This is a genomic window from Corynebacterium accolens (assembly GCF_023520795.1).
In the GTDB taxonomy this organism is placed as follows: Bacteria; Actinomycetota; Actinomycetes; order Mycobacteriales; family Mycobacteriaceae; genus Corynebacterium; species Corynebacterium accolens.
The window spans coordinates 1,014,077-1,037,533 of sequence record NZ_CP046605.1; the positions used below are offsets into that span (position 1 = coordinate 1,014,077).

Sequence of the window (23,457 nt, forward strand, 5' to 3'; positions counted from 1 at the left end):
AAGGTTCCTACTTGTTATCGGAAACCTTTTCTGCTGCTTCCTCGAAGTCCAGGGAGTCGTCCTTCTCAACGAGCTTGGCAAGCTTCTCGGCTTCCTCGAACTCGTCCAGAACCTCCTGGTCTGGCTGCTTGGTAGCCAAGGTGACCAGAACGGTGACGATGAGTGCGGAGAAGAAGCCCGGAACCATCTCGTAGAGGGAATCGCCGAGCGGGGACATGCCCCAACCGATGGCGACGACTGCACCGGTAACCATACCGGCGATTGCACCGGTTGCGTTGAGGCGCTTCCAGTACAGGGCCAGGATGACCAGCGGACCGAATGCGGAACCGAAACCAGCCCATGCGAAGCCGACCAGGCCAAGAATGGAGTCGGACGGGTTGATAGCCAGGAGTGCGGCGATAACCGCGATGGCCACAACGGCGGTACGGGACAGGTTAATCAGAACGCCCTCGGAAGGCTTGCGCTTTGCGATGATGAGGTAGAGGTCCTCAATCAGGGAAGAGGAAACCACGAGCATCTGGGAAGACATGGTGGACATGATCGCTGCCAGAACTGCGGTCAAGACGAAACCTGCAGGCAATGGGTGCATCATGGCCTGAGCCATATCCAAGAAGATGGTCTCGAAGTTTTCTTGGTCAGTGATGGTTTCACCGAACTGGGTGAAGTACACGGTACCGGTAAGCGCAACGAAGATAGCGCCGATGACGGAAAGACCCATCCAGGTGATGCCGTAGAAACGGCCCTGCTTGGCGTCGGAAGGCTTACGCAGCGCCATGAAGCGCACGATAATGTGCGGCTGACCAAAGTAGCCAAGGCCCCAAGCGGCGTTACCAACGATAACACCAGCGGAAACACCGGCGAAGAGAGAGAAGTAGTTATCGTTTGGCTCGAGTGCGCCGTCGGTAGCGTAGCTGTTTTCGGTAGCGAAGGAGAAGATCGCGCCGGCATCGTCAAGAGCGAAAAGCGCCATGATTGGCACGATCAGCAGGGCGACGAACATCAGCATGCCCTGCATAGCGTCGGTGTAGGACACTGCCAGGAAGCCACCGATGAAGGTGTAGAAAATGGTCACTGCGGCGATGACCAACATACCGGTGATGTAGTCGCCACCGAAGGTGGACTCGAAGTAACGACCACCGGAGACCATGCCGGAAGAGACGTAGAAGGTAAAGAAGAAGATAATGATAATTGCGGAGATAATACGCAGCATGCGCGACTTATCGCGCAGACGGTTCTCGAAGAAGGAGGGGACCGTAATGGAATCGCCCGCAACCTCCGAGTAAGCGCGCAGACGCGGCGCAATCCACTTCCAGTTTGCCCATGCACCGATAAGGAGGCCGATAGGCATCCACAGCTCGGAAAAACCGGAAAGGAAGAGCGCGCCAGGCAGACCCATAAGCAGCCAGCCGGACATATCGGATGCGCCGGCGGAGAGAGCAGCTACGAATGGGTGCAGGCCACGGCCGCCCAAAACATAATCGTCATATTCGTCGGTTTGTTTGTAGCTCCAGTAGCCAATGGCTGCCATTACGAGGAAGTACACAATCATCGCAATGACGTACCAAGTTGATTCTTGCACGTTTCACTCCTTGTAGTGATTTGTCGGACATACCTACGTTAACGGTGACTTAAGGTTCACCCAAGCTAAAATTCAGCTGTGGCATAGATCTCTGGTGATGTTTTTCACCGTTTAACAGCGTAAAGACGTGAATATAACGAGCTTGTAACAAAACTATACGGGGCTGCTATGCTGGCCGTTATGGCTTCTTACCTTGTGCATGGCCTTTGGCTGCCGGTCTCGGGGCTTGGTCTATGGATTGAGCAGGTAGAAGGACACAAGATTGTTATGCCTTCGGCCGTGCCGGAGGGGACGTTTCCGCAGGCAGTCGATGCTATCTTGGCTAAGAAATCCTTCCGGAACCGAGCGCGAGTATCACTGCGGACCCCAAAGGGTAAGGACGTCTCGCTCATGGTGCCCATGGCCATGTTTGCCCCGGAAGAAGCAGTAGAAGCCCTAGCCCAGCTGGAATACCTGGATCATCACCCGCCGGCATCGATTGCCCCGGATCTGCACTGGCTCATCCACGCATATAGCGGCCTGAGCAAGTTTGTCCGCGCGGGCAGGGTGACGTTCCGGCTGGCGTACCAGGCTAACGAGTGGTTCCCCATGTGGCAGTTGGCCTCAGGCTTGGGCGAGCGCGGTTGGCTCGCAGAAATGATGGCCGCGGCACCGGGGATTCTCCATATAAATAATAGAGCCCTGTCAGATGACCTCGCGGATGAACTGACCCATTGGATTGCCAACCGGGAATTGCAGCCGCTGCTCAATGAACCTCGGCCCATGCCGTGGCACGACTTTGCCCGTGCACTTTTGACGACGTCTCCCATTCGCCGCGGCCGCGCGCAACTACTGCGGGGGCTTAATGAATGGAAGAATTCCCTTTACCAGGTGGAACTCCAGCTCGTCTACATCGTGGAGGAACCGGAAGAACAGGATCCAGAAGATGCAGCGTGGCCGATTCGGGTGCGGGTGCGCTCTGGAACGGATTCGCCGCGGCCGGTGTTGGCGGATGAGTTGGATAGGGCGAGCATCGAGAAGCTGCGCGAAAACCACCGCAAGGCCGTGCGCGCGGCGCCGAGCCTGGGCCAGAGCACGCAAATGCCCCAGCCTGGCGACGGCGATTGGGATGTTTATCTGGATACGGAGCAGCTCACGCAGTTTATTGCGCACGAGGTACCCGAGCTGAAGAAGCGGGGCATTACCGTCATGCTGCCCAAATCGTGGGCGCAGATGGATACGAAGGCCAAGCTGGAAACTCGCGAGGCGCGGGATCCGGCGGAAGCCGCCACGAAGAAGCACATCGGCATGAATCAGCTCGTGGACTATAACTGGCGCATGTCCGTGGGCGATGTGGAGCTTACCGAGTCCGAGATGGACGAGTTGGTCAATTCCAAGTCCGGGCTCATCCAGCTGCGCGGCAAGTGGGTGATGGCCGATACCCAGGTCGTATCCAAGGTTTCCTCTTATATGGAGGAGCTGGCGGATAAGTCCCGCGAACGCGCCAAGAAGGAGCTCGAGCAGCTGGCGGCCTCGGCGGAGATGGCCAAGAAGCTAGGTGAGCCGGGCTGGCAGCAGCTCATGGCGGAGGTTGAGCGTCGCCGAGCGGAGTTCAACGAGAAGAGCGAGCACCAGGTCACGGTGGCGGAGCTGCGGGAGCTGGCGCTCGAGTCGATGGCTCAGGAGCCCATCGAATTTACCGGCAGCACGTGGCATACCGCGTTGCTCGGCGGCATGGATACGGTCGCACCTAAGCGCGTGGACATCCCGGAGACCGTCCACGCGGAGCTGCGCGAGTATCAGCGCACGGGCGTGGACTGGCTGTATTGGATGTCGCGCAATAATATTGGCGCCGTGCTTGCCGATGACATGGGGCTCGGCAAAACACTCCAACTACTGTCCCTTTTGGCAGTGGAGAAAGAGCGCGGTGAACAGACCGGGCCCACCTTGGTCGTTGCACCCACCTCCGTGGTGGGCAACTGGGCTCGCGAGGCCCGCCGCTTCGTGCCGGATTTTAAGGTCATGGTGCAACACGGCGCGGGGCGTCCGGGCGGGGAGAGGTTCCTCGAGGCCGCCGCGAAAGCCGATCTGGTCATTACGACGTACGGCACCGTCAGCCGGGATTTCAACCTCTTGGGTGAGGTGTCCTGGCAGCGCGTGGTCCTCGATGAGGCGCAGGCCATTAAGAACTCGGCCACGCGTTCCTCCAAGGCGGTGCGATCGCTGCCGTCTGAACACCGCGTGGCGCTAACCGGTACTCCGGTGGAAAACCGGCTGTCAGAGATGCGCTCCATCTTGGACTTTTGCAACCCAGGAATTTTGGGTACGGCGTCCTTCTTCCGCAATCACTTTGCCAAGGCCATCGAGCGCAATAATGATGAGGAGATGTCCGAGCGCCTGCGCGCGCTGACCGCACCTCTCATCCTGCGCCGCGTCAAGACCGATCCCAATATCATCGATGACCTGCCGGAAAAGTCCGAGCAGATTCTTACGGTATCCATGACCACCGAGCAGGCAGCTTTGTATAAGGCACTGGTCAATGAGGTGAAGAAGAGCTTGGAGGATGCTACGGGCATCAGCAAGCGCGGCATTGTCTTGGCCTCCCTGACGCGCATTAAGCAGATCTGCAATCACCCAGCACACTACCTGGGGGATGATTCGCCGGTGGTTATCAAGGGCAAGCACCGCTCGGGCAAGGTGAAGGAGCTGATGCGGATTGTCGATGCCGCCACCGAGTCCGGCGAGCGCCTGCTGATCTTTACCCAGTACAAGGCCTTCGGTGATATCTTGCAGCCCTACCTGAGCGGGCAGCTGGGCCACGAGATTCCCTTCCTGCACGGCGGGGTGACGAAGAATAAGCGCGACCAAATGGTGGAGGACTTCCAGGCCGATGATGGCCCACAGGCGATGATCCTTTCGCTCAAGGCGGGCGGCACGGGCCTCAACCTCACCGCGGCATCGATCGTGGTGCACATGGACCGCTGGTGGAACCCCGCGGTGGAAAATCAGGCTACGGACCGCGCCTTCCGCATTGGTCAGCGCCGCAACGTGCAGGTGTATAAGATGATTACCGCTGGCACGTTGGAAGAATCCATTCAAGACATTTTGGATGGCAAGACGCAGCTGGCTGGGGCCGTCGTCGGTGAAGGCGAAGGTTGGCTCACGGAACTGGAGCCGGACCAGCTGGCAGAGCTTATGAGTTACCGGGGAAAGGAGTAAGCGGATGGCAGTCAAAGGCGATGACAATGTCATCTACGCAAACTTTGGCACCCGCAAGCGCGTAAGCACCCCGGATGAGGTCAACCATGTTGACCGCAGCGGGCGGCTGCTGTCCAAGACCGCCGCTCGGATTTCTTCCTTTACCAGCCATGACGCGGACCGGGGGCGGATTACCCGCGGGCGCCAGTACGCCGAGGGCGGGCACGTCGTTGGTTTGGAGATCCGTAACGGTGCCATCCATGGGCGCGTGGCCGGTTCCCAGAACGAGCCGTTTTCCGTACTCATCCAGCTGCCGTACCGCGATAATGACGATATCGCGGCACTCGCCGGGCAATTCGCGCGCACGCCCAATTCCGTAGCGAATGCGCGCAAGGGCCTGCTATCTGAGGAAGCGCTGGATACCTTGTTCGCCAGCGACGCCGAAGATCTGCGTCTTTCCTGCACCTGCCCGGATTCCGCCTATACCTGCAAGCACATCGTGGCGGTGGGATATAGGCTCGCCACCCGCGCGGATGCGGATCCCGCCGTGATTTTCAATATGCGCGGGTTAGACTTTGCGCGCCTTGAAAAGGCCGTCATGGAGCAATCGCAGCAGGTCTCCCGTGAAAGCTTTGGCGCCAGCGATTTATCCGCGGAAGAAAAGAACGACGTGTTCTGGAATGGCCGCGAGATGCCTAAGCTGCCACAGCCCAAGGTGGCCCCAGCATTGGAGGATTCCGATCCTGACCTCTTGCGCAAGGCCCTTCGAGCCGTATCGCATACCAATATCGATCTCTTGCGCGCCGTGTCCGATATTGAAGACCTCTACTACCACTTAACGCACTGATTATGACTGCAACGACCTTTATCCACACGTCCGACTTCCAGCTGGGCATGACCCGCTGGTTCTTGAAGGGGGAGGCGCAAGGTCGTTTCAACGATGACCGCGAGTCCGCCATCATGCACCTAGGCCAGCTCGCGGAGGAGGTCGGCGCGGAGTTCATCGTCGTCGCCGGCGACGTATTTGAACACAATGCGCTCTCCCGGGAGATCTTGGCCCGCGCTACCGAGATGTTTAAACGCTTGCCCGTGCCGGTATATGTGCTGCCGGGAAACCACGATCCGCTGGTCGCGGACTCGGTGTTTTATCGCACCAGCGCCGACAACGTGCACGTCATCGCGGATTCTGAGCCCATCGAGGTGCGCAAGGGCGTGGAATTGGTGGGGGCGCCGTACCTGTCCAAGCGCGCCAACCACGATTTGGTGCGTCAGGCTTTAGAGCCGCTCGAGCCCATGGAGGGGATTCGGATTGCGGTGGGCCATGGCCAGGTGGATTCGCGCTCTAGCGGGGGAGATGCCGATACCATCGACTTGGAATTCGTAGAGCAGTGCTTGGAGCGCGGGGTGATCGATTACTTGGCACTCGGCGATACTCACTCGACGGCCAGCCTGGGCACAACCGGCCGCGTCTGGTTCTCCGGCAGCCCGGAGACCACGGACTTTAAGGAGTGCTCCACCGGTGGTGGCGAGGCCGATTCCGGGAATGCGCTGGTGGTAAGGATTGAGGGGGAGGATATAGACATCGATAAGCGCAGCATTGGGCGCTGGACGTTTGAGGCCCTCGATGCCTCCGTCAATTCCACCGAGGATGTCGAGCGCTTCCTGCGCAGCCTGGAGGAGTACCCGGATAAGGTGCGCACGGCGGTTAAATACAGCCTGCAGGGGACCCTCGGCGTCGCGGCGCACGCCCGGCTGCAGCGTGGGCTGGATGAGTTGGAGGCGGTCTTTGCCTCGCTGCGCCCGCGCGAGCGGACCATGGACCTGTTCCTGGAGCCTAGCGAAGATGAACTAGCCAACCTCGATATTTCCGGCTATGCCGCCGACGCCCTGCAGGAGCTGCTGGATAACCGCGAGGATCCGGTGGCCCGCGACGCCGCCAACCTGCTATTTCGCCTGGAAGGATAAACCACATGCGCATCCACAGCTTAGAAATTAAAAACGTCCGCGGCATCGAGCATCTGGTGTTGGATGACCTTCCAGAAACCGGGGTGGTGGTCATTCACGGCGAGAACGAGGCCGGTAAATCCACCATCGTGGAGGCTCTCGATGTGGTGTTGACGGAAAAACACACGGCGCGCCCCAGCGGTATCCGGGACCTGCAGCCGGTGGGCAAGGACGTCTCGCCGGAGGTCATCGCGGATATTTCGGTAGGGCAGTACCGATTTCGCATTGCCAAGCGATGGTTGCAGAAGAAGTACTGCGAGCTGGCCATCTCCGCCCCGCGCCACGCGCAATATACCGGGCGCCAGGCCGATGACGAGCTGGAACAGATTTTAAGCGAGAACATGGATCGCCAGCTTCTCGATGTCCTCTTTATGCGCCAGGATGACCCCAATGACGCCATCTCCGCGGTGGGCATCCCGTCGCTGACGCAGGCCCTCGAGCAGGAGTCCGGCCTGGCAGAGGACGAGGTATCCGGCGATGATTCCCAGCTTTTGGGCAAGGTAGATAAGGAATACAAGCGCTACTACACCGAAAAGACGGGCAAGGCAGCCGGCGAGTATAAAAAGGCCCAGGAGACCTTGGAGCGTGCCGAGCAAGAGCTGGAGGAAGCAACCGCTGCGGTGCGCGGGCTCGATTCCGTGGTGGAGCGCTACGAGCACCTGGAACACCAGCAAGAAGAAGCCGAAGCGCAGCTTCCCGGGGCCCGCCAGGACCTTGCCGAGAAGCAAGCTGCCGCGGACGAAGCCGTGCAGGCCCAGCACCAAGTGGATGCGCACAAGGCCGAGCTCACCCGTGCTAAGGAGGACTTTCAGCGCGCGAAGGATGCGCAAACCCAGCGCCGGGAGATGGTCGAGGCGCTCGAGGCCGCTGGCACCGCAAAGTCGAGCGCCGCGGATAAACTTGCGACCGCCCGCGAGAAGGCCGCGGAGGAAAACGAGAATAAAGAGGCGGTGGAAAAGAAGCTGGCTACCGCCAAAGAGGACTACGCCACCGCGCGCGCAACGCTCAAGCAGGCGCGGCTGCATCAGGACAAGGAGACCTTTAAGCGCCTGGATAAGCGCCTGCTCAAGGTGGAGGAATTGGCTCGTGGCGTGGAGAAGGCTCAGGCGGAGATAGCCCAGCGCGGGCGCGAGATGACCGCCGCGGATGTCGAGGAACTCCGCAAGGCGGATGCCGATCTCGGCTTGGCCAAGCGCCTGCACGATGCCACCGCCGCCAAGGTGGAATTTTCCGGGCCCGAAGGCGCGGAGATTGGGGTGGATGGGAAGCTGGTGGACATCGGCAAGCAGCCCGCAATTGAGCTTGTCGATGGCCGCGAGATCACCATCGGCGATATCACCGCCCGCTTTGTGGCCGGTGCGTACTCTTCCGATAAGACCCAGCGCGAGGTGGATCAGGCCGAGACGCGCCTGCAGGAGCTTTTCGATGCCACCGGCGTTGACTCCATCGCCGCCGCCGAGGCTCTGTACAAGGCACACAGCGAGCAGAATGCCGGGTTGGATGCCGCCACGCGCAAGCTCGAGGGCGAGTTGGGGCCGGATGATTTGGGCGAACTGCGCGCCCAGCACGCGGCGCTGAAGGACAAGGTCGCCGGGCTCGATGATGCCCCGGCCATGGATCTATCTGGTGCGGAAGAAGCTGAGGAAGAGGCGCGCGAGCTTGTCGATGCCCTCGACCGCGAGCTTATTCCCTTCCGCGATAGCCGCATCGCTCACGACGTGGTGCGCCTCGAAGCCGAGCTCGCGGCCGCCACCGAGAAGGCCGAGCGTGCCGAGCGCGAGTTGGCCGAAGCGCGGGAGAAAACCTCCGATGCCGGCTTGGAAGAAGAGACAGAGCGGTTGGGTGCTTTGGTAGGCAAGCTGCAGGAGCAGCTTTCTGAGATGGAGGCCGTGGACCTGGCCACCGCCCAGAGCCTGGTGGAGGGCGCGCAATCGCACCTGGACTACCTGCAGAATCAGGTGCAAGATGCGAAGGTGGAGCTCGGCAAGTTGTCTAGCGAGATTAATTATCACTCCGGCGCGGCAGAGCGCGAGCAGCAGGCGCAAGCAGAAGCCGAGATGGCCCAAGCGGTGCTAGAAAGCGTGGAAAAGCGCGCGCTGGCGGCACGCTACCTGCGCGAGCTGCTGCTCAAGCACCGCGATGCCGCGCGCCAGCGCTATGCCGAGCCCTTCGTGGCGGCGCTCGCCCAGCTGGCCCACACCATTTATGGCGGGGATATCAGCTTTGAATTGGCAGACGATCTCTCCGTGACCGCGCGCACCCGCGATAATGAAACTGTGGCCATGACCAGCCTGTCTGGCGGTGCGCGCGAACAGCTGGCCATCCTTACCCGCTTTGCCATCGCGCGCTTGGTGGCGGGGGAGGAAACCGTGCCGGTTATCGTCGATGACGCGCTGGGCTCCACCGACGCCCACCGCCTGCAACTGATGTCCACTTTGTTCTCACAGGTGGGCCGCGAGAACCAGGTTTTGGTCTTTACCTGCATGCCGCAGCGCTATTCCCGGGTGCCTGGGCGTAGCGAGCGCGACATCGCCACGCTGAAGGAGGTAATCTAGTCCTTATGTCTGAACAAACCCGCTGGTTAAACGATGATGAACAGGAGCTATGGCGCCTATTACTGGCCGCGACCCGCAAGATAGATAGGGGCATGGACGAGACTCTTAAGGCGGGCGGGGAAATCTCCGTCTCCGAATTCGCGGTCTTGGTATCCCTTTCGGAAGCCCCAGATCAGCACCTGCGTTTGCGCGACCTGTGCACGGAGCTCGCCTGGGATCGCTCGCGCGCCTCCCACCAGGTCACCCGCATGGAAAAGCGCGGGCTCTTGGTTAAAGAAAAAACCACCGATGATGGCCGCGGGGTCAACGTGCATATCACGGAGGCAGGGCTCCACCACCTCGAGCGCGCGGCCCCCGAGCACGTGGAATCCGTCCGCCGCTTGGTCTTTGATCATCTCCACGCGGATGACGTTCCCGCGCTCAAGCGCTTTTTCCACGGGGTATTGCAGGTCAATAACATCCCAGGCTATTCGGGATTCGTCCCGGATTCTTTATTGAATGGAGGAAAATAACACCGCCATGATGGGACAAGAACTTTTCCAGCAACCGAAAAAGCAGCATAAAACGTATGGCTTAACGGCCTTGGGTGAGCTGGGCCAGCGCATTGGTGATCCAGAGGCTTTTGCTGAGGACCGTGCCGATGCCGATCAGATTGCCGCGACGGAAGAAGCCTTGGAAGCCTACCCCGATTTCGCGGTGACCTTTGATGAGGATGCCGATGCCTGGATCGTGGGCGCGGAAGAGGACATCGAGAAAATGTTCGCGGACCGCGAGGCATTCCTCGAGGCTTTATTAAATGATGAAGATCCGGGGATCTAATGCCACCGCGGAGGCCATAAACTGTTAAGATACTTTTAGTTAATCTTCGGTGAAGCGAGAGGTTTTATCATTATGAACGAGCGCGAGGCTCAAGAACAACGCGAGGCGGCGGCCCGCCAGCAATCCGAGGGCTGGGTTTCCGTTTTTGTCCAGTGGATTCCCTACATGCTGCTGGCCGTAGTGCTGGTTGGCGCCATGTTCTTTGGTATGTACTACATCGAGCACGGCACCCTGGATATCACCCAGCCGATCACCAACGAATTCATCGTTGAGTAATTCTGCGCAATAGAAAAATCCGGCCTCCCTGGAAAGTGGGAGGCCGGATTTATTATTATTTCTTGAGCACCTGGCGCCAAGTCATCTTCTTGCCGTTATTCAAGATGGCGCGGCGATAGATGCGCGCGACAACGACGAGAATGAGCGCGGTAACTACAGCGAGGACCGCGTAGCTTCCTGCCAAGCCCAGCCAGCTCATATTGCCGCCAGCAACTTGGAGGGGAGCGACCAACATGGAGACCGGCGGCACCCAGCCCATGACCTGCATCCAGGTGGCATCCAAGTTGGTCCAGCCAAACATGGGGACATACATGGTGGCAAAGACGATGAGCAGGATGGGCATCTGCGTCGATTGCAGATCCTCGGTGCGCTGCACCATGGAGCCGGCTGCGGCATAGAGGCTGCCGAAGAATAAGAGACCGAGGATTTCCCCGACGAGCAGGGCAGCGATTAGACCATAGTCGAGCTGGATTTCGCTTGCTGCGCCAGTAAATGCCAGGGAAGCCACGCCGCCGGCCAAGATGAGGAAGGTGCCGAGCAGCCCGATAATGGTATTGCCAATGACCTTGCCTGCCAAGAAATCCACCGGGCGCACCGTGGAAAGGATGATTTCGACCACGCGCGAAGACTTCTCTTCTGTAACGCGCCCACCGATGAGCCCTGCGAAGGTCATGATGGAAAAGACCACTACGATGGCGGCGATAAGGACGATGGCAACATTGCCCATCTGTTCTTCGGAGGCTTCATCTGTTTCCAGATCTACCGCGGTCACCTTGGTCGATGGGGTGGCGGCGGCAAGCTCTTGGGGATCAATATTCAGCGTATCTAGTGCCTCTGCCTGCGCCTGCGCCGCAACCACTTGATTGACTGTGGTGGAGATCGTGGTGGAGACGGTGCCGTTGGCCAAAAGCTCCCACCCCTCGTCGTTGGCGGGCACGAGGGCGGCGTCGACGTCGCCGTCATCGATAAGCTGCACCGCGCCATCTCGGTCATCTGCGGCCTGCGTCTCCAGCCCGGAATCAGCGAATGCGTCTGCCTCCATGCCCACCACGGCGACGGAGTCTGGTTCATCGTCACCACCGGACAGCAAGTCAATGATGATGGGGGTGGCGATGGCACCAATGATAAGCAGCAGCATCATGATGACAACGGATTTGGTCTTGAGGGCAACCGCCATTTCGCGCTTGGCGACGGTCCCTATGGTCTTCATTGCCGAATACTGCATGGGCTAGGCCTCCTCGGTGCTGGTGGTGCTGGTGACGACGTCTTGGAAAAGCTCGGTAAGGTCTGGGACCTTGAGGCCGAAGGAGTGGACGGGGCCAGCGGCCATGGCAGCGCGCAAGATGGCTTGGTCATCGGTGCCATCATCGGCCTCGAGCACCACGCCCTGGTCAGTTGCCTCAACCAAGTGAGTGCCCTCCGGGTACCACCCGCGTGCAGGGGTTTCCACCGCATAGCGCGAAGCTCCCTGGGTACGCAGCTCATCTACCGTGCCCTCTGCTACCATGCGGCCTTGCGTGACGATGCCCACGTGGTCGCACAAGCGCTGCACCAAGTCCAGTTGGTGGGAAGAAAAGATGACCGGCACCCCGCGGGCGGCGCGCTCGCGCAACATGTCTGACATGACATTGACCGCAACGGGGTCCAAGCCGGAAAAGGGCTCATCCAGAATCAACATATCCGGATCGTGAATGAGGGAGGCGGCCAGCTGCACGCGCTGCTGGTTGCCCAAGGACAAGTCATCCAACTTGTCGTCCTGGCGCTCTCCCAGCCCTAGCTGTTCCAGCAGCTCCGAGCCGGATTTCTGGGCGGCCTGCTTGCTCATGCCGTGCAGGGTGCCCAGAAACGTCAGCTGGCTAAGCAGCGGTTCCTTGCCGTAGAGTCCGCGCTCTTCGGGCATATAGCCAATGCGGCGGCGGTTATCGTCATTAATGGGGGAGCCATCGAAATATACCTCGCCGGAGTCTTTCGCGAGCACGCCCAGCGCGATGCGCATGGTGGTGGACTTGCCCGCGCCATTGGAACCGACGAAACCGAAGATCTCGCCCTCCTGCACGCTAAAGGTCATATCCCGCAGCGCGCGGACACTGCCAAAAGATTTATTAAGATGGTCAATTTCTAAGGTGGGCAAGGGGTATCCTCCATGGCTCGCCTATACTGCATAACTTTTGTGATTCTAGATACCTTAGTATTTCATAAGCCTAATAGTTTGACAATGGAATCCATTGAAAGCCAGGTTGCATGGGTCAAGCCCCTACCGAGTAGGTAGGAATAGAAAGTGCTATCTAGGTGCTGTAACGTTAAGAACAAGCAGGAAGGAGGTGCACAATGAAGCAATTCACTGCCCGCCAAATCGCAGAATGGCTCGTAGCTTGGGCTGAAGAAACCGAAGAAGCCGATCTCACTCCGCTGAAAATTCAAAAGCTGCTTTATTACGCAAAGGGTCTTTATATGCGAGCCTCCGGAGGGGTACCACTCTTCAATGAACGGATGGAAGCATGGGCCCACGGACCTGTCGTTGTAGACATCTACCACGAGCTTAAAAAGTACGGCAAGAGCCCCATCGACCCCGATACGTTTATTTCTGATGACTTCAACTGGGACGATTACCGGCCTGTGGAAGATACCTTGATTGAAGTATGGAATAAGTACGGGCCCTATTCCGCATGGGCTTTACGTAATAAAACCCACACGGAGTCGCCTTGGAAGAAAAACTTCGTTGAAGAAGAACGGGGGCTCGAGATTTCCGATGCAGACCTCAAAGAGTACTTCGACTAGATATGGGAAAGAAAAGTAAGAGACGTGGCACTCGGCCTGCCTCAAAGAGTCACAGTGGTGCCGATACAAGCGTCTTGAGTGCCATAAGAGCAGCATCAAACGAATACCCGCTCCTGTCCACAACGTTTTTGCAGAGCGGATGGGGATTCGGGAAAATGACCGATAGAATGCGCAGGGAATTCCTCGACAAATGGCACAAACGCTCACTAATTTCTTGGACAGATCTCGTTAATCACCACAGGCACGGGCTCGGCTCGGAATTTATCCCAAAAAACGAAATCAAAGCTCAAATCCCTAGGCAGTTCCAAGAGCTAACCAGATTCCGCGTTTTCCGGCACCAAGAAAACCTTCCATTCGTTGGCTGGAAAGACGGTGGAATTTTCTACGTTCTATGGATAGAGACTAAGTATGGGGATCTTTACTCACATTAAAGCGGGGCTCGCGACACCTGCCACGCGCTGGCCCTAGCCCCGTCCCACAATTTCCGCTCGGCGTTTGCGTCCGTGATTCGCAGGCTTATTTTTTCCATACTTTCTTGTAGGTGGCACAGCCAAGTACAACCACCGCCATACCGGTGAGAATGGTGCTGGAGGTAGTGAACCCGTTGATGACGTTGATGGTCAGGGATATGGCCAGTAGGGCCAGGGCGATGAAGTAGAGAGTTCGTGCGCTCACGATTTTGTCCTTTCGTTTAGTATTGGAGGGGTAGCTTCGGGGTTCAGGATGATTGGTCCTTCCTGAACCCTCGGTGGCTACTTAATCCGAAAACGGGGCGCATAGTGAAGCCCCTCGCTGGCAAAAGCGAGGGGCTAAAAATTTTGTGTCCCCGACAGGGATCGAACCTGCGACCTTCGGTACCGGAAACCGATGCTCTAATCCGCTGAGCTACGGAGACATCGCTGGGAAAATTCCCAACGATGTGATTCTAGCGCATTGGCTGCCGCGGAACTAAATCAGGCCCGGTGCGTCAGAGGTGGTTACCTCACCGGTGCGTAGATAGTGCACGCCAATTTCATCGACGGCCTTATTGCCCAGCGCAAAGTGCCCGTGGCCGGGACCGTGGACGGTGACGACGCGCGATTGCATGGGCTGGGAGAGTGCCTCGTGATACTGGTACGGGGTCTGCGGATCGCCCGTGCCTTGGATCTGCAGGGGCTTGGTGGCAAGGTGCGAGCCATCGAGTGAGACACCGCCGGTCACGGGTCCGCGGCCGCCGCACCCGGCGCCAGATCCATACATGGAATTAACTAGGGAGAAGATATCGCCGGTGACGAAGTTGGACCACAAGTAGGTGGGGAAGAGCCACGGGTTACCGGCGACGGTGTTCTCGTTGCAGACGATGAGGTTTTGCATATTCATCATCTGGATTGTTTGCTGTTGCACCGCGCGAGCAAGCTCCGGATCATCGACGACCTCGAGAGGCTTACTGCCGTTTAAGTACTTGGCAAACTCATCCCAGTGCGCGGGCATGGGAACGACCTCGCGGGTCTTGCCCAAGGTTACAGAGGCCCTCTGATCTGCTTGCGGGTTAAGCGCCTTGTGGGCGAGGAATTCCGCCTGCACGCGCAGCTCACCCGTGGCGGTCATGATGTCCGCGCCCGGTTGGCCGGCGAACTCGAGCCCTGGTGGAAGGTCACCGATTTTCGCATCCGGTGGCAATACGGTGGGGCGGGCGCCGGCTTCCATGGCGACTTTCTGCGACCACTTTTCATAGACCTGGAGTGGGGTAGTACCCAAGTGGTAGGTGGCGTCATTGTCCGCGATGAATTGGAAAAGATCCTGCAGCGCATTTTCATATCCCTGTTGCTGCGAGGCGAAGATGCCGTTCCATGCCAGCTGCGGGCTCATGCCGGAATCAAGCAGCACCTTGCCGGTGTGCTGCGGATACTTGGTGGCATAAGCCGAGCCAAGGTAAGTGCCGTAGGAAACGCCGGCGATGTCAATGACGTCCTCACCCAGCGCTTGGCGCACCATTTCCCAGTCTTGGGCGGTGTTGGCGGTGGTCAAAGAGTTGGTATATCCAGGGGTATTCTGCTCGCAGGCATCGCGGGTGGCCTTGCCGATCTGCGTAGTGGCCTCGATGGGATTGAAGTTCGGGGTGGTAGCGCAATCCACCGGGGTGGAACCAGGCAGGCCGCGCGGCTGGACGCCGATCAGATCCCACTCGTTGCGGATCTCCTCGGGCCACTCGACGGCATCGTTTCCAGCCCAAGAATAAGCGTCACCGCCGGGGCCGCCTGGGTTGGTAAAGAGCGCGCCGCGGCGCGCATCTGGCTGTGCCGCGGGCACGCGAACGAAACCGACGCTAATGGTACCGGCCTCGGGGTTTTCGTAGTAGGTAGGTACCTCTACCCGGCCGCATTCGGCGCCATCTAGGTTCACCTGAGCGGGGCAATCCTCCCAGGTAATGTCCGGCTCCGCCGCCGCGGCGGTGGGGGCTGCCACGCCCAGTGCGAGGGCGCTGGCGCATACTACGGTAGAAATTTTTCTAGAAAAAGAAAGCATAAGCTAAAGCTCCGACTTCTATAGCGTTCGTCAGAGTCAGCTTATGCTTTTTTCAGGTTCGTGGCAGGAATTTCCACGCGGCGGGTGCCCTAACTCGGCACCCTAACCACGCTACTTCACAATAATCACAATGAGATCGCGCGGGCCGTGCACGCCTTCGACGCGCGAGAGCTCGATATCGGAGGTCGCGGAAGGGCCAGAAATCCACGTTGCGGGCTTGTCAGGGTCCATCCGGGAGATGACCTTGGGGATACCGTAGACAACCTCGTCGCGGCGGACGATACAGATGTGGCGGTCCGGTACCAGTGTCAGGGCACGGCGACCGCACCGGGAGTCGGACTGCAATACGATGGTGCCGGTCTGTGCGGATGACACGAGGGACTCGGTGACTACGGCATCGGCATCGTCAAGCTCGCGCGGATCCGCATCCTCGTCGTCCGGGCGGGCAGGAAGGCCATCAAAAAGATCGGCATTCATACCTGGGGCGAAGCGGATGTCGGTGCAGTTGCGGTCGTTGACGATGGTATCCAGCGTCTTTTTCAGATCGCTTTCTTCCGTGACGTGGACCTCTGCCTTGTAATCTTCAAGGCGATCGACCAGCATCTCGCGCAGTTCGTCATCGTTAAGCGTGCCTTCGCGCTGGTATTCGCGCGGCACATCGACGTGATCTGCAAGCCCAGCCTGCTTCTGCGCCGAACGAATGCGGTTTAGGATGTCTTGCTTTGCGCTCACTTGGTGGCCTCCTTACGGGCATTGGACAGCAGCTCTTTGCCTTCTTCGGAGTCGAACCATTGGCGGAAGGATTTCTTCGGTGGAATCGCGGTATCGCGGCCATCGGACCAACCGGACAGAAACAGCGGGAGCGATTCGATGGTCCCGTTGAACCCGCCCATCACGCGGCCGAGCGCCACGAGGTGGGTGACCTTATCCCACATCTTCGGGTTATCCCAGAGCAGCTGCACCGTCTTGAAGAGCTTCGGCTCGATCGGGGAGGCAGCGTGGGTGACCTTTTGATGGCGGTTTTCCACGATGACATCAGAAAGCGGAATCTTCACCGGGCACACGTCATCGCAGCGCCCGCACAGCGAGCAGGCATACGGCAGGCTTGCCGATGGATCGTTGTGGTCTTTCATGCCGGTAAGCTGCGGCGTCAGCGAGATACCGATGGGGCCCGGGTACACGGAGCCGTAGGCGTGTCCGCCGGCGCGCTCGTACACGGGGCAGACGTTCAGGCAGGCCGAGCAACGGATGCACTTCAGCGCCTGGTGGCCAATGGGCGAGGACAGCGCAGCGGTGCGTCCATTGTCCAGCAGAACGATGTGGAAGTTCTGCGGGCCATCTCCCTCTGTCACGCCGGACCACATGGAGGTATAGGGGTTCATGCGCTCCGCGGTGGAGGAACGAGGCAGCAGCTGCAGGAAGACTTCCAGGTCCTGGAAGGTAGGCACGAGCTTTTCGATGCCCATGACGGTAATCAGCGTTTCCGGCAACGTCACGCACATGCGGCCGTTGCCCTCAGATTCCACGACGTTTACGGTGCCGGTCTCGGCCACGCCGAAGTTGGCGCCGGAAATGGCGACCTTGGCCTTCATGAATTGCTGGCGCAGGAACTTACGGGACGCCTCGGCCAACTCCGCGGGCTCAGCCTTTAGCGAGTCATCCGTATTGGGCATCTTATTGACAAAGATATCGCGAATCTCCGCGCGGTTGCGGTGGATTGCAGGCACCAAAATGTGCGAAGGCTTATCGTCACCAAGCTGGACGATGAGCTCTGCCAAGTCGGTTTCCTGGGCGTGGATGCCGGCCTCTTCGAGGTGCTCGTTCAAGCCGATTTCCTGGGTAGCCATGGATTTCACCTTGACCACGTCGGTCTCGCCCGTTTCGCGGATGAGACCTTCAATGATCTCGTTGGCTTCCTTGGCATCGCGTGCCCAGTGGACGATGCCGCCGCGGTCAGACACGGCCTTTTCAAACTGCTCGAGCAGCTCCGGCATGCGGGCAGCGACGTCCTCTTTGAGGGCAGAACCGGCGTTGCGGAGCTGCTGCCAGTCATCTACTTCTTGCACGGTGTTGGCGCGCTTTTGGCGGATGGTCGTGGTCGCGTGCTGCAGGTTGTGGCGCTGGGTGGCGTTATTTAGCCCGACGTGCGCGAGCGGGACGAAGGCCTTGCTACCGCGCAGGTTGCCGTAGCCTTCAGGGGCGCGTGGTGGGGTGGTATCGAGGAAAGAGGTCATTAGAGCATCGTCTCCTTGGAGTAAGCGGCGGAGTCAGGCTGCCACGGGTGTTCCTTCGTGGAGGCCAAAATCTCTGCCATGTGCAGGGCGCGAATGCCGGAGCGCTGGCGGTGCAGGGCGCCGCCGATATTCATCAGGCAGGAGGAGTCACCGGCGGTCACGTACTCGGCCTTGGTGTCTTTAATGTGGCGAGTCTTATCGGAGACCATGGCCTGGGAGACCTCCGGATTCTTCAGGGCAAAGGTGCCGCCGAAGCCGCAGCATTCCTCGCTATTGGCCAGCGGTGCCAAGTCGATGCCCTCGACTTCTTGCAAAAGCTTGTAGGGGCGGTCTTCTAGCTTAAGGAAGCGCAGGCCGTGGCAAGCGGAGTGGTAGGTCACGCGGTGCGGGAAGAAAGCGCCGACGTTGGTCACGCCCTCAATATCGACCAAAAATTCCGTGAGGTCGTAGGTCTTTCCCGCGGTCTTCTGCGCGCCATCCACATCGGCCGAAGTACCGTAGCGGTCGGCGATGCTCTCGTGGCGGTCGCGAACTGCTGCCACGCAGGAACCGGAGGCGGCCACGACGTAGTCAATGGAAGGGTCCGCGAAGGCATCCGCATAAGAGCGGATCATCCCCAGAGTTTCCTTCTGGTAGCCGGTGTTGATGTGCATCTGACCGCAGCAGGTTTGCTCTTCCGGAAGGACCACTTCGTGACCTAGCCGGGAAAGGACCAATGCCGTCGCCTTTTGGACGTCCGGGAAAAGGGTGTCACCAATGCAAGTAGAAAAAAGCGCAATGCGCATACGGTGCTCCTTATTAGTTTTTCAGTCATGGAGGTGTAATTAACCCTACACATTCACCAGGTGAATCGTAGGGTGTATCACCTTGCTATCAGCATATATTGTGTAATATATATCGCAATATAGGTTTGCCTAAGAGGTCTATCAAATGGCCAATTTCCACCCTCGGAAATGTTAGCCAGTGCTTCTTTTCGCACGTGTCGGGGCAGTGAACTAGACTCTTGCCACATGACTCCAGCTGATTTGGCCACCTTAGTTAAAGAATCCGCCACCGCGGTCATGGCAGAACATGACCTAGACGCGTCCGTATTGCCGGACTCTGTCACGGTTGAGCGCCCCCGCAACCCAGAACACGGTGACTACGCCACCAACCTCGCATTGCAGGTGGCCAAGAAAGCCGGCGCTAATCCGCGCGAATTTGGCGGCTGGTTAGCGGAAAAACTGGCTCAGCATGACGCTATCGCAGAGGCCGATATTGCTGGCCCTGGCTTTATTAATATCCGCTTGGCCGCCGCTGCCCAGGGCGAGATCGTCGCCCAGATTCTGCAGGCAGGCGCGGACTACGGTTCCAATGATTCCTTTGCGGGCAAGAAGATTAACCTGGAATTTGTATCCGCCAACCCCACCGGCCCGATTCACCTGGGTGGTACGCGGTGGGCCGCCGTCGGCGATTCGCTGGGCAGGGTGCTCACGGCTTCCGGCGCAGAGGTCACCCGCGAGTACTACTTCAACGATCACGGCGGCCAGATCGACCGTTTCTCGCGTTCCCTAGTAGCCGCCGCAAAGGGCGAGCCCACGCCGGAGGACGGCTACGGCGGAGATTATATCCACGACATCGCAAGCGCGGTGGTGGAAAAGAATCCAAGCGCGCTCGAGGGCGATGCTGCCCAAGTGCAGGAGGCCTTCCGCGCCGATGGCGTGGAGATGATGTTTGCCCAGATTAAGCAGTCCCTGCACGAATTTGGCGTGGACTTTGATGTCTACTTCCACGAAAACTCGCTCTTTGAATCCGGGGCGGTGGACAAGGCGCTTGAGACCTTGAAGTCTGAAGGCCACCTTTATGAGGCGGACAACGCGTGGTGGCTAAAGTCCACCGATTATGGCGATTCTAAGGATCGCGTCGTGGTGAAATCAGACGGCAATGCGGCCTATATCGCCGGCGATATCGCCTATGTGGCCGATAAATTCGACCGCGGTCACGATCTCAATATCTACATGTTGGGCGCTGACCACCACGGTTATGTACCGCGCTTGAAGGCGGCAGCAGCCGCCCTGGGCTATGACGCCGATGGCGTCGAGGTGCTCATTGGCCAGATGGTCAACCTGCTGCGCGATGGCAAGCCGGTGCGCATGTCCAAGCGTGCGGGCACCGTGATCACCATTGAGGATTTGGTCGCCGCCATCGGTGTCGATGCATCGCGGTATTCGCTGGTGCGCTCGTCCGTGGATCAGTCCATCGATATCGACTTGGGCCTGTGGGAGTCGCAGTCCTCGGATAATCCTGTCTACTACGTGCAATACGGCCATGCGCGGCTGTGCTCGATCGGGCGCAAGGCCGCCGAGCTAGGAGTGAGCTCCGAGGGTGCGGACCTCTCCCTGCTGGAGCATGAGCGCGAAGGCGACCTCATCCGCACCCTGGGTGAGTTCCCTGCCGTAGTGGCAGATGCCGCGGAACTGCGCGAGCCGCACCGAGTGGCGCGCTATGCCGAAGAGTTGGCTGGCGTATTCCACCGTTTCTACGACACCTGCCAGGTTCTGCCCAAGGCAGGGGAGGAAGAGCAGCCCATTCACAGCGCACGCCTCGCATTGGCGGAAGCCTCCCGCGTCGTCCTGTCCAATGCATTGACCATGGTTGGCGTGAGCTCACCGGAGAAGATGTAAATGACTGATTTCAATGAGCTTCCCGCCCACGTGTGGCCGCGGAATGCGAGCCGCCAGGAAGATGGCGTCGTCACCGTGGCGGAAGTGCCCTTGCCGGATTTGGCAGAGGAGTTCCAGACTCCGCTGTACGTCTTCGATGAGGACGACTTCCGCTCGCGCTGCCAAGACATGGCCCGCGCCTTCGGTGGACCCGATCACGTGCACTATGCCTCTAAGGCATTCATTTCCAAAAAGGTCGTGCAGTGGGTCAACGAAGAGGGCCTGTGTCTCGATGCCGCCGCGCTCAATGAGCTAAAGATCGCTCTCGCCGCTGGGTTCCCAGCCGCGCGCATTACGGCGCACGGCAATAATAAGGATGAGGAATACCTGCGCCTGTGCGTGGATGCGGGCGTGGGCCACGTGGTCATCGATAATGAGCAGGAGCTCGAAGAGCTCAACCGCATCGCCGGCGAGGCTGGCGTGGTGCAGCCGGTAATGATTCGCGTTAAGCCGGGTGTGGATGCGCATACGCACGAGTTCGTTGCTACCTCGCACGAGGACCAGAAATTCGGAATTTCCTTGGCCACGGGCGCGGCTTTTGCCGCCGCGAAGCGCTGCCTTGAGGTAGATAACCTTCACTTGAGTGGCTTGCACTGCCACGTGGGTTCTCAGGTCTTTAATGCCGAGGGCTTTAAGCTCGCCGCCGAGCGCGTGTTGGAGCTCTACCGTCAGATCCACACCGAGCTGGGCGTTGACCTTGCCGAGCTGGATTTGGGCGGCGGCTTTGGCATTCCATATATGCCCTATGAGGAAGCGCTGGATATTGACCGCGTGGCAAAGGACATGCTGCGCGCCGTGGACCAGACCGCGGAAGATCTCGATATTAAAGCGCCGTTCCTCCTCGTGGAGCCGGGGCGCTCCTTGGTGGCCGGTTCTGCCGTGACCGTCTACCGCGTGGGTACGGTCAAAGACGTGGAAACCGGCAAGGCCGATTTGCCGGTGCGCCGATATATCTCCATCGATGGGGGAATGTCCGATAATATCCGCCCCGCCCTCTACAGTTCCGAATACGATGTGCGACTGGTGAACCGCTTTAGCGATGGCGAGATGGTGCCCTCGCGCATCGTGGGCTTCCACTGCGAATCCGGCGATATCCTGCTGGAGGAAGGCGAATTGCCCAATGATATCCAGCCGGGAGATTTGCTCGCTTTCGCGGCTACCGGCGGGTATCAGTACATGATGTCATCCCGGTATAACGGCGCGGTGCGCCCGGCTGTGGTGGCAACGCGCGTGGGAAATACCAAGCCCATGTTGCGGCGCGAAACCATTGAGGATCTTTTGTCCTTGGAAGTGGATTAAGCCCAGTTCTACCCCCGTAACGCAGGGGCCGCATTCGGCCCGTGCGGCGGGGGTTTTCTGTAGCTGAACGAATATTATCCCCCGCATGTCGCAATATAGACAGCTCGTTCTGTATAGTGACCTGTAGCCGCATACAGCGGGAGACATTTTCCACCACTTAATCGACATGGAGACGGACTATGGATGCTTCAAACAGTGAGCTACAGCTACATTCGCGTACCGGCAAGGGCGAAGGCGAAACCGTTGGCATTGCGCTGCTTGGATTCGGCACCGTGGGCGCGGAAGTTTTCCGCCTCTTAGATGAAAATGCGGATGCCTTTGCTCATCGCATCGGTGGGCCAGCAGAGATCCGTGGCATCGCCATCCAGAATAAGAATAAGCTGCGCCCGGGCGTGCCCAGCGAATTGTTGACCGATGATGCTAAGGCCCTGATCTCCCGCGATGATATTGACTTGGTGGTGGAGGTCATCGGCGGGATCGATTTCCCGCGCGAGTTGGTGTTGACCGCGCTTAATTCCGGCAAGTCCGTGGTGACGGCGAATAAGGCGCTGGTTGCCGCGCACGCTGATGAATTGGCCGAGGCTGCGGAACGCTCCGGGGTTGACCTCTACTTTGAAGCGGCCGTGGCTGCCGCCATTCCGGTTGTGGGCATGCTGCGCCGCTCTTTGGCTGGCGACCAGATCGAGCGCATCTCCGGCATCGTCAATGGCACGACCAACTACATCCTGGACGCCATGGAATCCACCGGTGCTTCCTATGATGAGGCCTTAGCGGAAGCCACCCGCTTGGGCTACGCCGAGGCGGATCCCACCGCGGACGTAGAGGGCCACGATGCCGCATCGAAGGCCGCCATCATGGCCTCCATCGGCTTCCACACCCGCGTGAAGTTCGAGGACGTGCACTGCGAGGGCATTACCGATATCACCGCAGACGATATCGCCGCGGCAAACGATGCCGGCTATTCCATCAAGCTGCTGGCCATTTGTGAGCGCCTGCGCCGCGAGGACGGATCCGAAGTGGTCAACGCGCGTGTGCACCCGACCTTGGTGGCCAAGGAGCACCCGCTGGCTACCGTCAGCGAGTCCTATAACGCCATTTTCGTCGAGGCAGAGGCAGCCGGCTCGCTCATGTTTTACGGCAATGGTGCCGGCGGCAACCCTACCGCTTCGGCCGTGCTTGGCGATGTCGTCGGTGCCGCCCGCAATATCGTCCACGGCGGCCGCGCGCCTGGCGAGAATACCTACGCCAACCTGCCGATTGCGGACTTCGGCGAGGTCGATACCCGCTTCCACATTGATATGGAGGTCCAAGACCGCGCCGGCGTTTTGGAAGCCATTTCCGCGCTTTTCGCACAGCATGGGGTATCCCTGCGCACCGTGCGCCAAGAAGACGGCGAGGACACCGCGCGCCTTATCGTGGTTACCCACGCAGCCAAGGAAGCAACTCTGGAAAACATCGTCTCCGCCTTGGGCGAGCTCGATGAGGTCAAAACCGTTCACTCGGTCATCCGCCTGGGCAGCTAAAACGGT

Annotated in this window: 19 protein-coding genes and 1 tRNA gene; 11 read left to right on the forward strand and 9 right to left on the reverse strand. The window is 59.2% G+C overall.

The window, feature by feature from the left end; all coding sequences use genetic code 11:
- Window positions 1-7 precede the first annotated feature (7 nt).
- Complete coding sequence (putP, locus tag CACC_RS04895) at window positions 8-1,579, reverse strand: sodium/proline symporter PutP (RefSeq protein WP_005280149.1); 1,572 nt, start codon at window positions 1,577-1,579, stop codon at window positions 8-10.
- Window positions 1,580-1,747: 168 nt separating this feature from the next.
- Here putP and CACC_RS04900 point away from each other — a divergent pair, with 168 nt between their 5' ends.
- From CACC_RS04900 to CACC_RS04930, 7 genes are all read left to right on the forward strand, one after another.
- Window positions 1,748-4,777 carry a DEAD/DEAH box helicase gene (locus tag CACC_RS04900; protein ID WP_005280150.1) on the forward strand — a complete coding sequence of 1,010 codons (3,030 nt, stop codon included), beginning with the start codon at window positions 1,748-1,750 and terminating at the stop codon, window positions 4,775-4,777.
- 4 nt (window positions 4,778-4,781) lie between these two features.
- Entirely contained in the window at window positions 4,782-5,603 is an 822-nt protein-coding gene (locus tag CACC_RS04905) for an SWIM zinc finger family protein (protein WP_005280151.1), read from the forward strand.
- A gap of 2 nt (window positions 5,604-5,605) precedes the next feature.
- Window positions 5,606-6,721 carry a metallophosphoesterase family protein gene (locus CACC_RS04910; protein ID WP_005280152.1) on the forward strand — a complete coding sequence of 372 codons (1,116 nt, stop codon included), beginning with the start codon at window positions 5,606-5,608 and terminating at the stop codon, window positions 6,719-6,721.
- 5 nt (window positions 6,722-6,726) lie between these two features.
- Window positions 6,727-9,315, forward strand: a complete 2,589-nt coding sequence (locus CACC_RS04915) for an AAA family ATPase (protein ID WP_005280153.1) — start codon at window positions 6,727-6,729, stop codon at window positions 9,313-9,315.
- Between the two features lie 5 nt (window positions 9,316-9,320).
- Window positions 9,321-9,827 (forward strand): MarR family winged helix-turn-helix transcriptional regulator, encoded by a 507-nt coding sequence (locus CACC_RS04920; RefSeq protein WP_005280154.1) that lies wholly within the window; start codon window positions 9,321-9,323, stop codon window positions 9,825-9,827.
- Between the two features lie 7 nt (window positions 9,828-9,834).
- The gene (locus tag CACC_RS04925; protein ID WP_035108647.1) at window positions 9,835-10,134 is read left to right on the forward strand and encodes a hypothetical protein; all 300 of its coding nucleotides are present in this window, start codon (window positions 9,835-9,837) and stop codon (window positions 10,132-10,134) included.
- 72 nt (window positions 10,135-10,206) lie between these two features.
- Entirely contained in the window at window positions 10,207-10,410 is a 204-nt protein-coding gene (locus tag CACC_RS04930) for a hypothetical protein (protein WP_005280156.1), read from the forward strand.
- 55 nt (window positions 10,411-10,465) lie between these two features.
- Here the strand turns inward: CACC_RS04930 and CACC_RS04935 are convergent, their stop codons facing one another.
- Both CACC_RS04935 and CACC_RS04940 read right to left on the reverse strand, forming a co-directional pair.
- The gene (locus CACC_RS04935) at window positions 10,466-11,635 is read right to left on the reverse strand and encodes an ABC transporter permease (protein ID WP_005280157.1); all 1,170 of its coding nucleotides are present in this window, start codon (window positions 11,633-11,635) and stop codon (window positions 10,466-10,468) included.
- Window positions 11,636-11,638: 3 nt separating this feature from the next.
- Window positions 11,639-12,541 carry an ABC transporter ATP-binding protein gene (locus CACC_RS04940; protein WP_005280158.1) on the reverse strand — a complete coding sequence of 301 codons (903 nt, stop codon included), beginning with the start codon at window positions 12,539-12,541 and terminating at the stop codon, window positions 11,639-11,641.
- A gap of 197 nt (window positions 12,542-12,738) precedes the next feature.
- On the opposite strand from CACC_RS04940, the gene CACC_RS04945 reads away from it, so the two are divergent.
- Window positions 12,739-13,188 (forward strand): Panacea domain-containing protein, encoded by a 450-nt coding sequence (locus tag CACC_RS04945; protein WP_005280159.1) that lies wholly within the window; start codon window positions 12,739-12,741, stop codon window positions 13,186-13,188.
- Window positions 13,189-13,704: 516 nt separating this feature from the next.
- On the opposite strand, the gene CACC_RS04950 is transcribed toward CACC_RS04945, so the two are convergent.
- The 6 genes from CACC_RS04950 to CACC_RS04975 all read right to left on the reverse strand — a co-directional run bounded on the left by CACC_RS04950 (window position 13,705) and on the right by CACC_RS04975 (window position 18,712).
- Complete coding sequence (locus CACC_RS04950; RefSeq protein WP_005280162.1) at window positions 13,705-13,863, reverse strand: hypothetical protein; 159 nt, start codon at window positions 13,861-13,863, stop codon at window positions 13,705-13,707.
- 146 nt (window positions 13,864-14,009) lie between these two features.
- A tRNA-Arg gene (locus CACC_RS04955) sits at window positions 14,010-14,083 on the reverse strand.
- 53 nt (window positions 14,084-14,136) lie between these two features.
- Window positions 14,137-15,693 carry an alpha/beta fold hydrolase gene (locus tag CACC_RS04960; protein ID WP_005280163.1) on the reverse strand — a complete coding sequence of 519 codons (1,557 nt, stop codon included), beginning with the start codon at window positions 15,691-15,693 and terminating at the stop codon, window positions 14,137-14,139.
- A gap of 111 nt (window positions 15,694-15,804) precedes the next feature.
- Window positions 15,805-16,425, reverse strand: coding sequence for a LutC/YkgG family protein (locus tag CACC_RS04965; protein WP_005280164.1), 621 nt, complete (start codon window positions 16,423-16,425; stop codon window positions 15,805-15,807).
- Window positions 16,422-17,927, reverse strand: a complete 1,506-nt coding sequence (locus CACC_RS04970; protein ID WP_005280165.1) for a lactate utilization protein B — start codon at window positions 17,925-17,927, stop codon at window positions 16,422-16,424. Before CACC_RS04970 ends, CACC_RS04965 begins: the two co-directional genes overlap by 4 nt.
- Entirely contained in the window at window positions 17,927-18,712 is a 786-nt protein-coding gene (locus CACC_RS04975; RefSeq protein ID WP_005280166.1) for a (Fe-S)-binding protein, read from the reverse strand. Before CACC_RS04975 ends, CACC_RS04970 begins: the two co-directional genes overlap by 1 nt.
- A gap of 225 nt (window positions 18,713-18,937) precedes the next feature.
- On the opposite strand from CACC_RS04975, the gene argS reads away from it, so the two are divergent.
- The 3 genes from argS to CACC_RS04990 all read left to right on the forward strand — a co-directional run bounded on the left by argS (window position 18,938) and on the right by CACC_RS04990 (window position 23,451).
- Window positions 18,938-20,590 (forward strand): arginine--tRNA ligase, encoded by a 1,653-nt coding sequence (argS, locus tag CACC_RS04980; protein ID WP_005280167.1) that lies wholly within the window; start codon window positions 18,938-18,940, stop codon window positions 20,588-20,590.
- Window positions 20,591-21,928 carry a diaminopimelate decarboxylase gene (lysA, locus tag CACC_RS04985; protein ID WP_005280168.1) on the forward strand — a complete coding sequence of 446 codons (1,338 nt, stop codon included), beginning with the start codon at window positions 20,591-20,593 and terminating at the stop codon, window positions 21,926-21,928.
- Between the two features lie 179 nt (window positions 21,929-22,107).
- Entirely contained in the window at window positions 22,108-23,451 is a 1,344-nt protein-coding gene (locus CACC_RS04990; RefSeq protein WP_005280169.1) for a homoserine dehydrogenase, read from the forward strand.
- Window positions 23,452-23,457 lie beyond the last annotated feature (6 nt).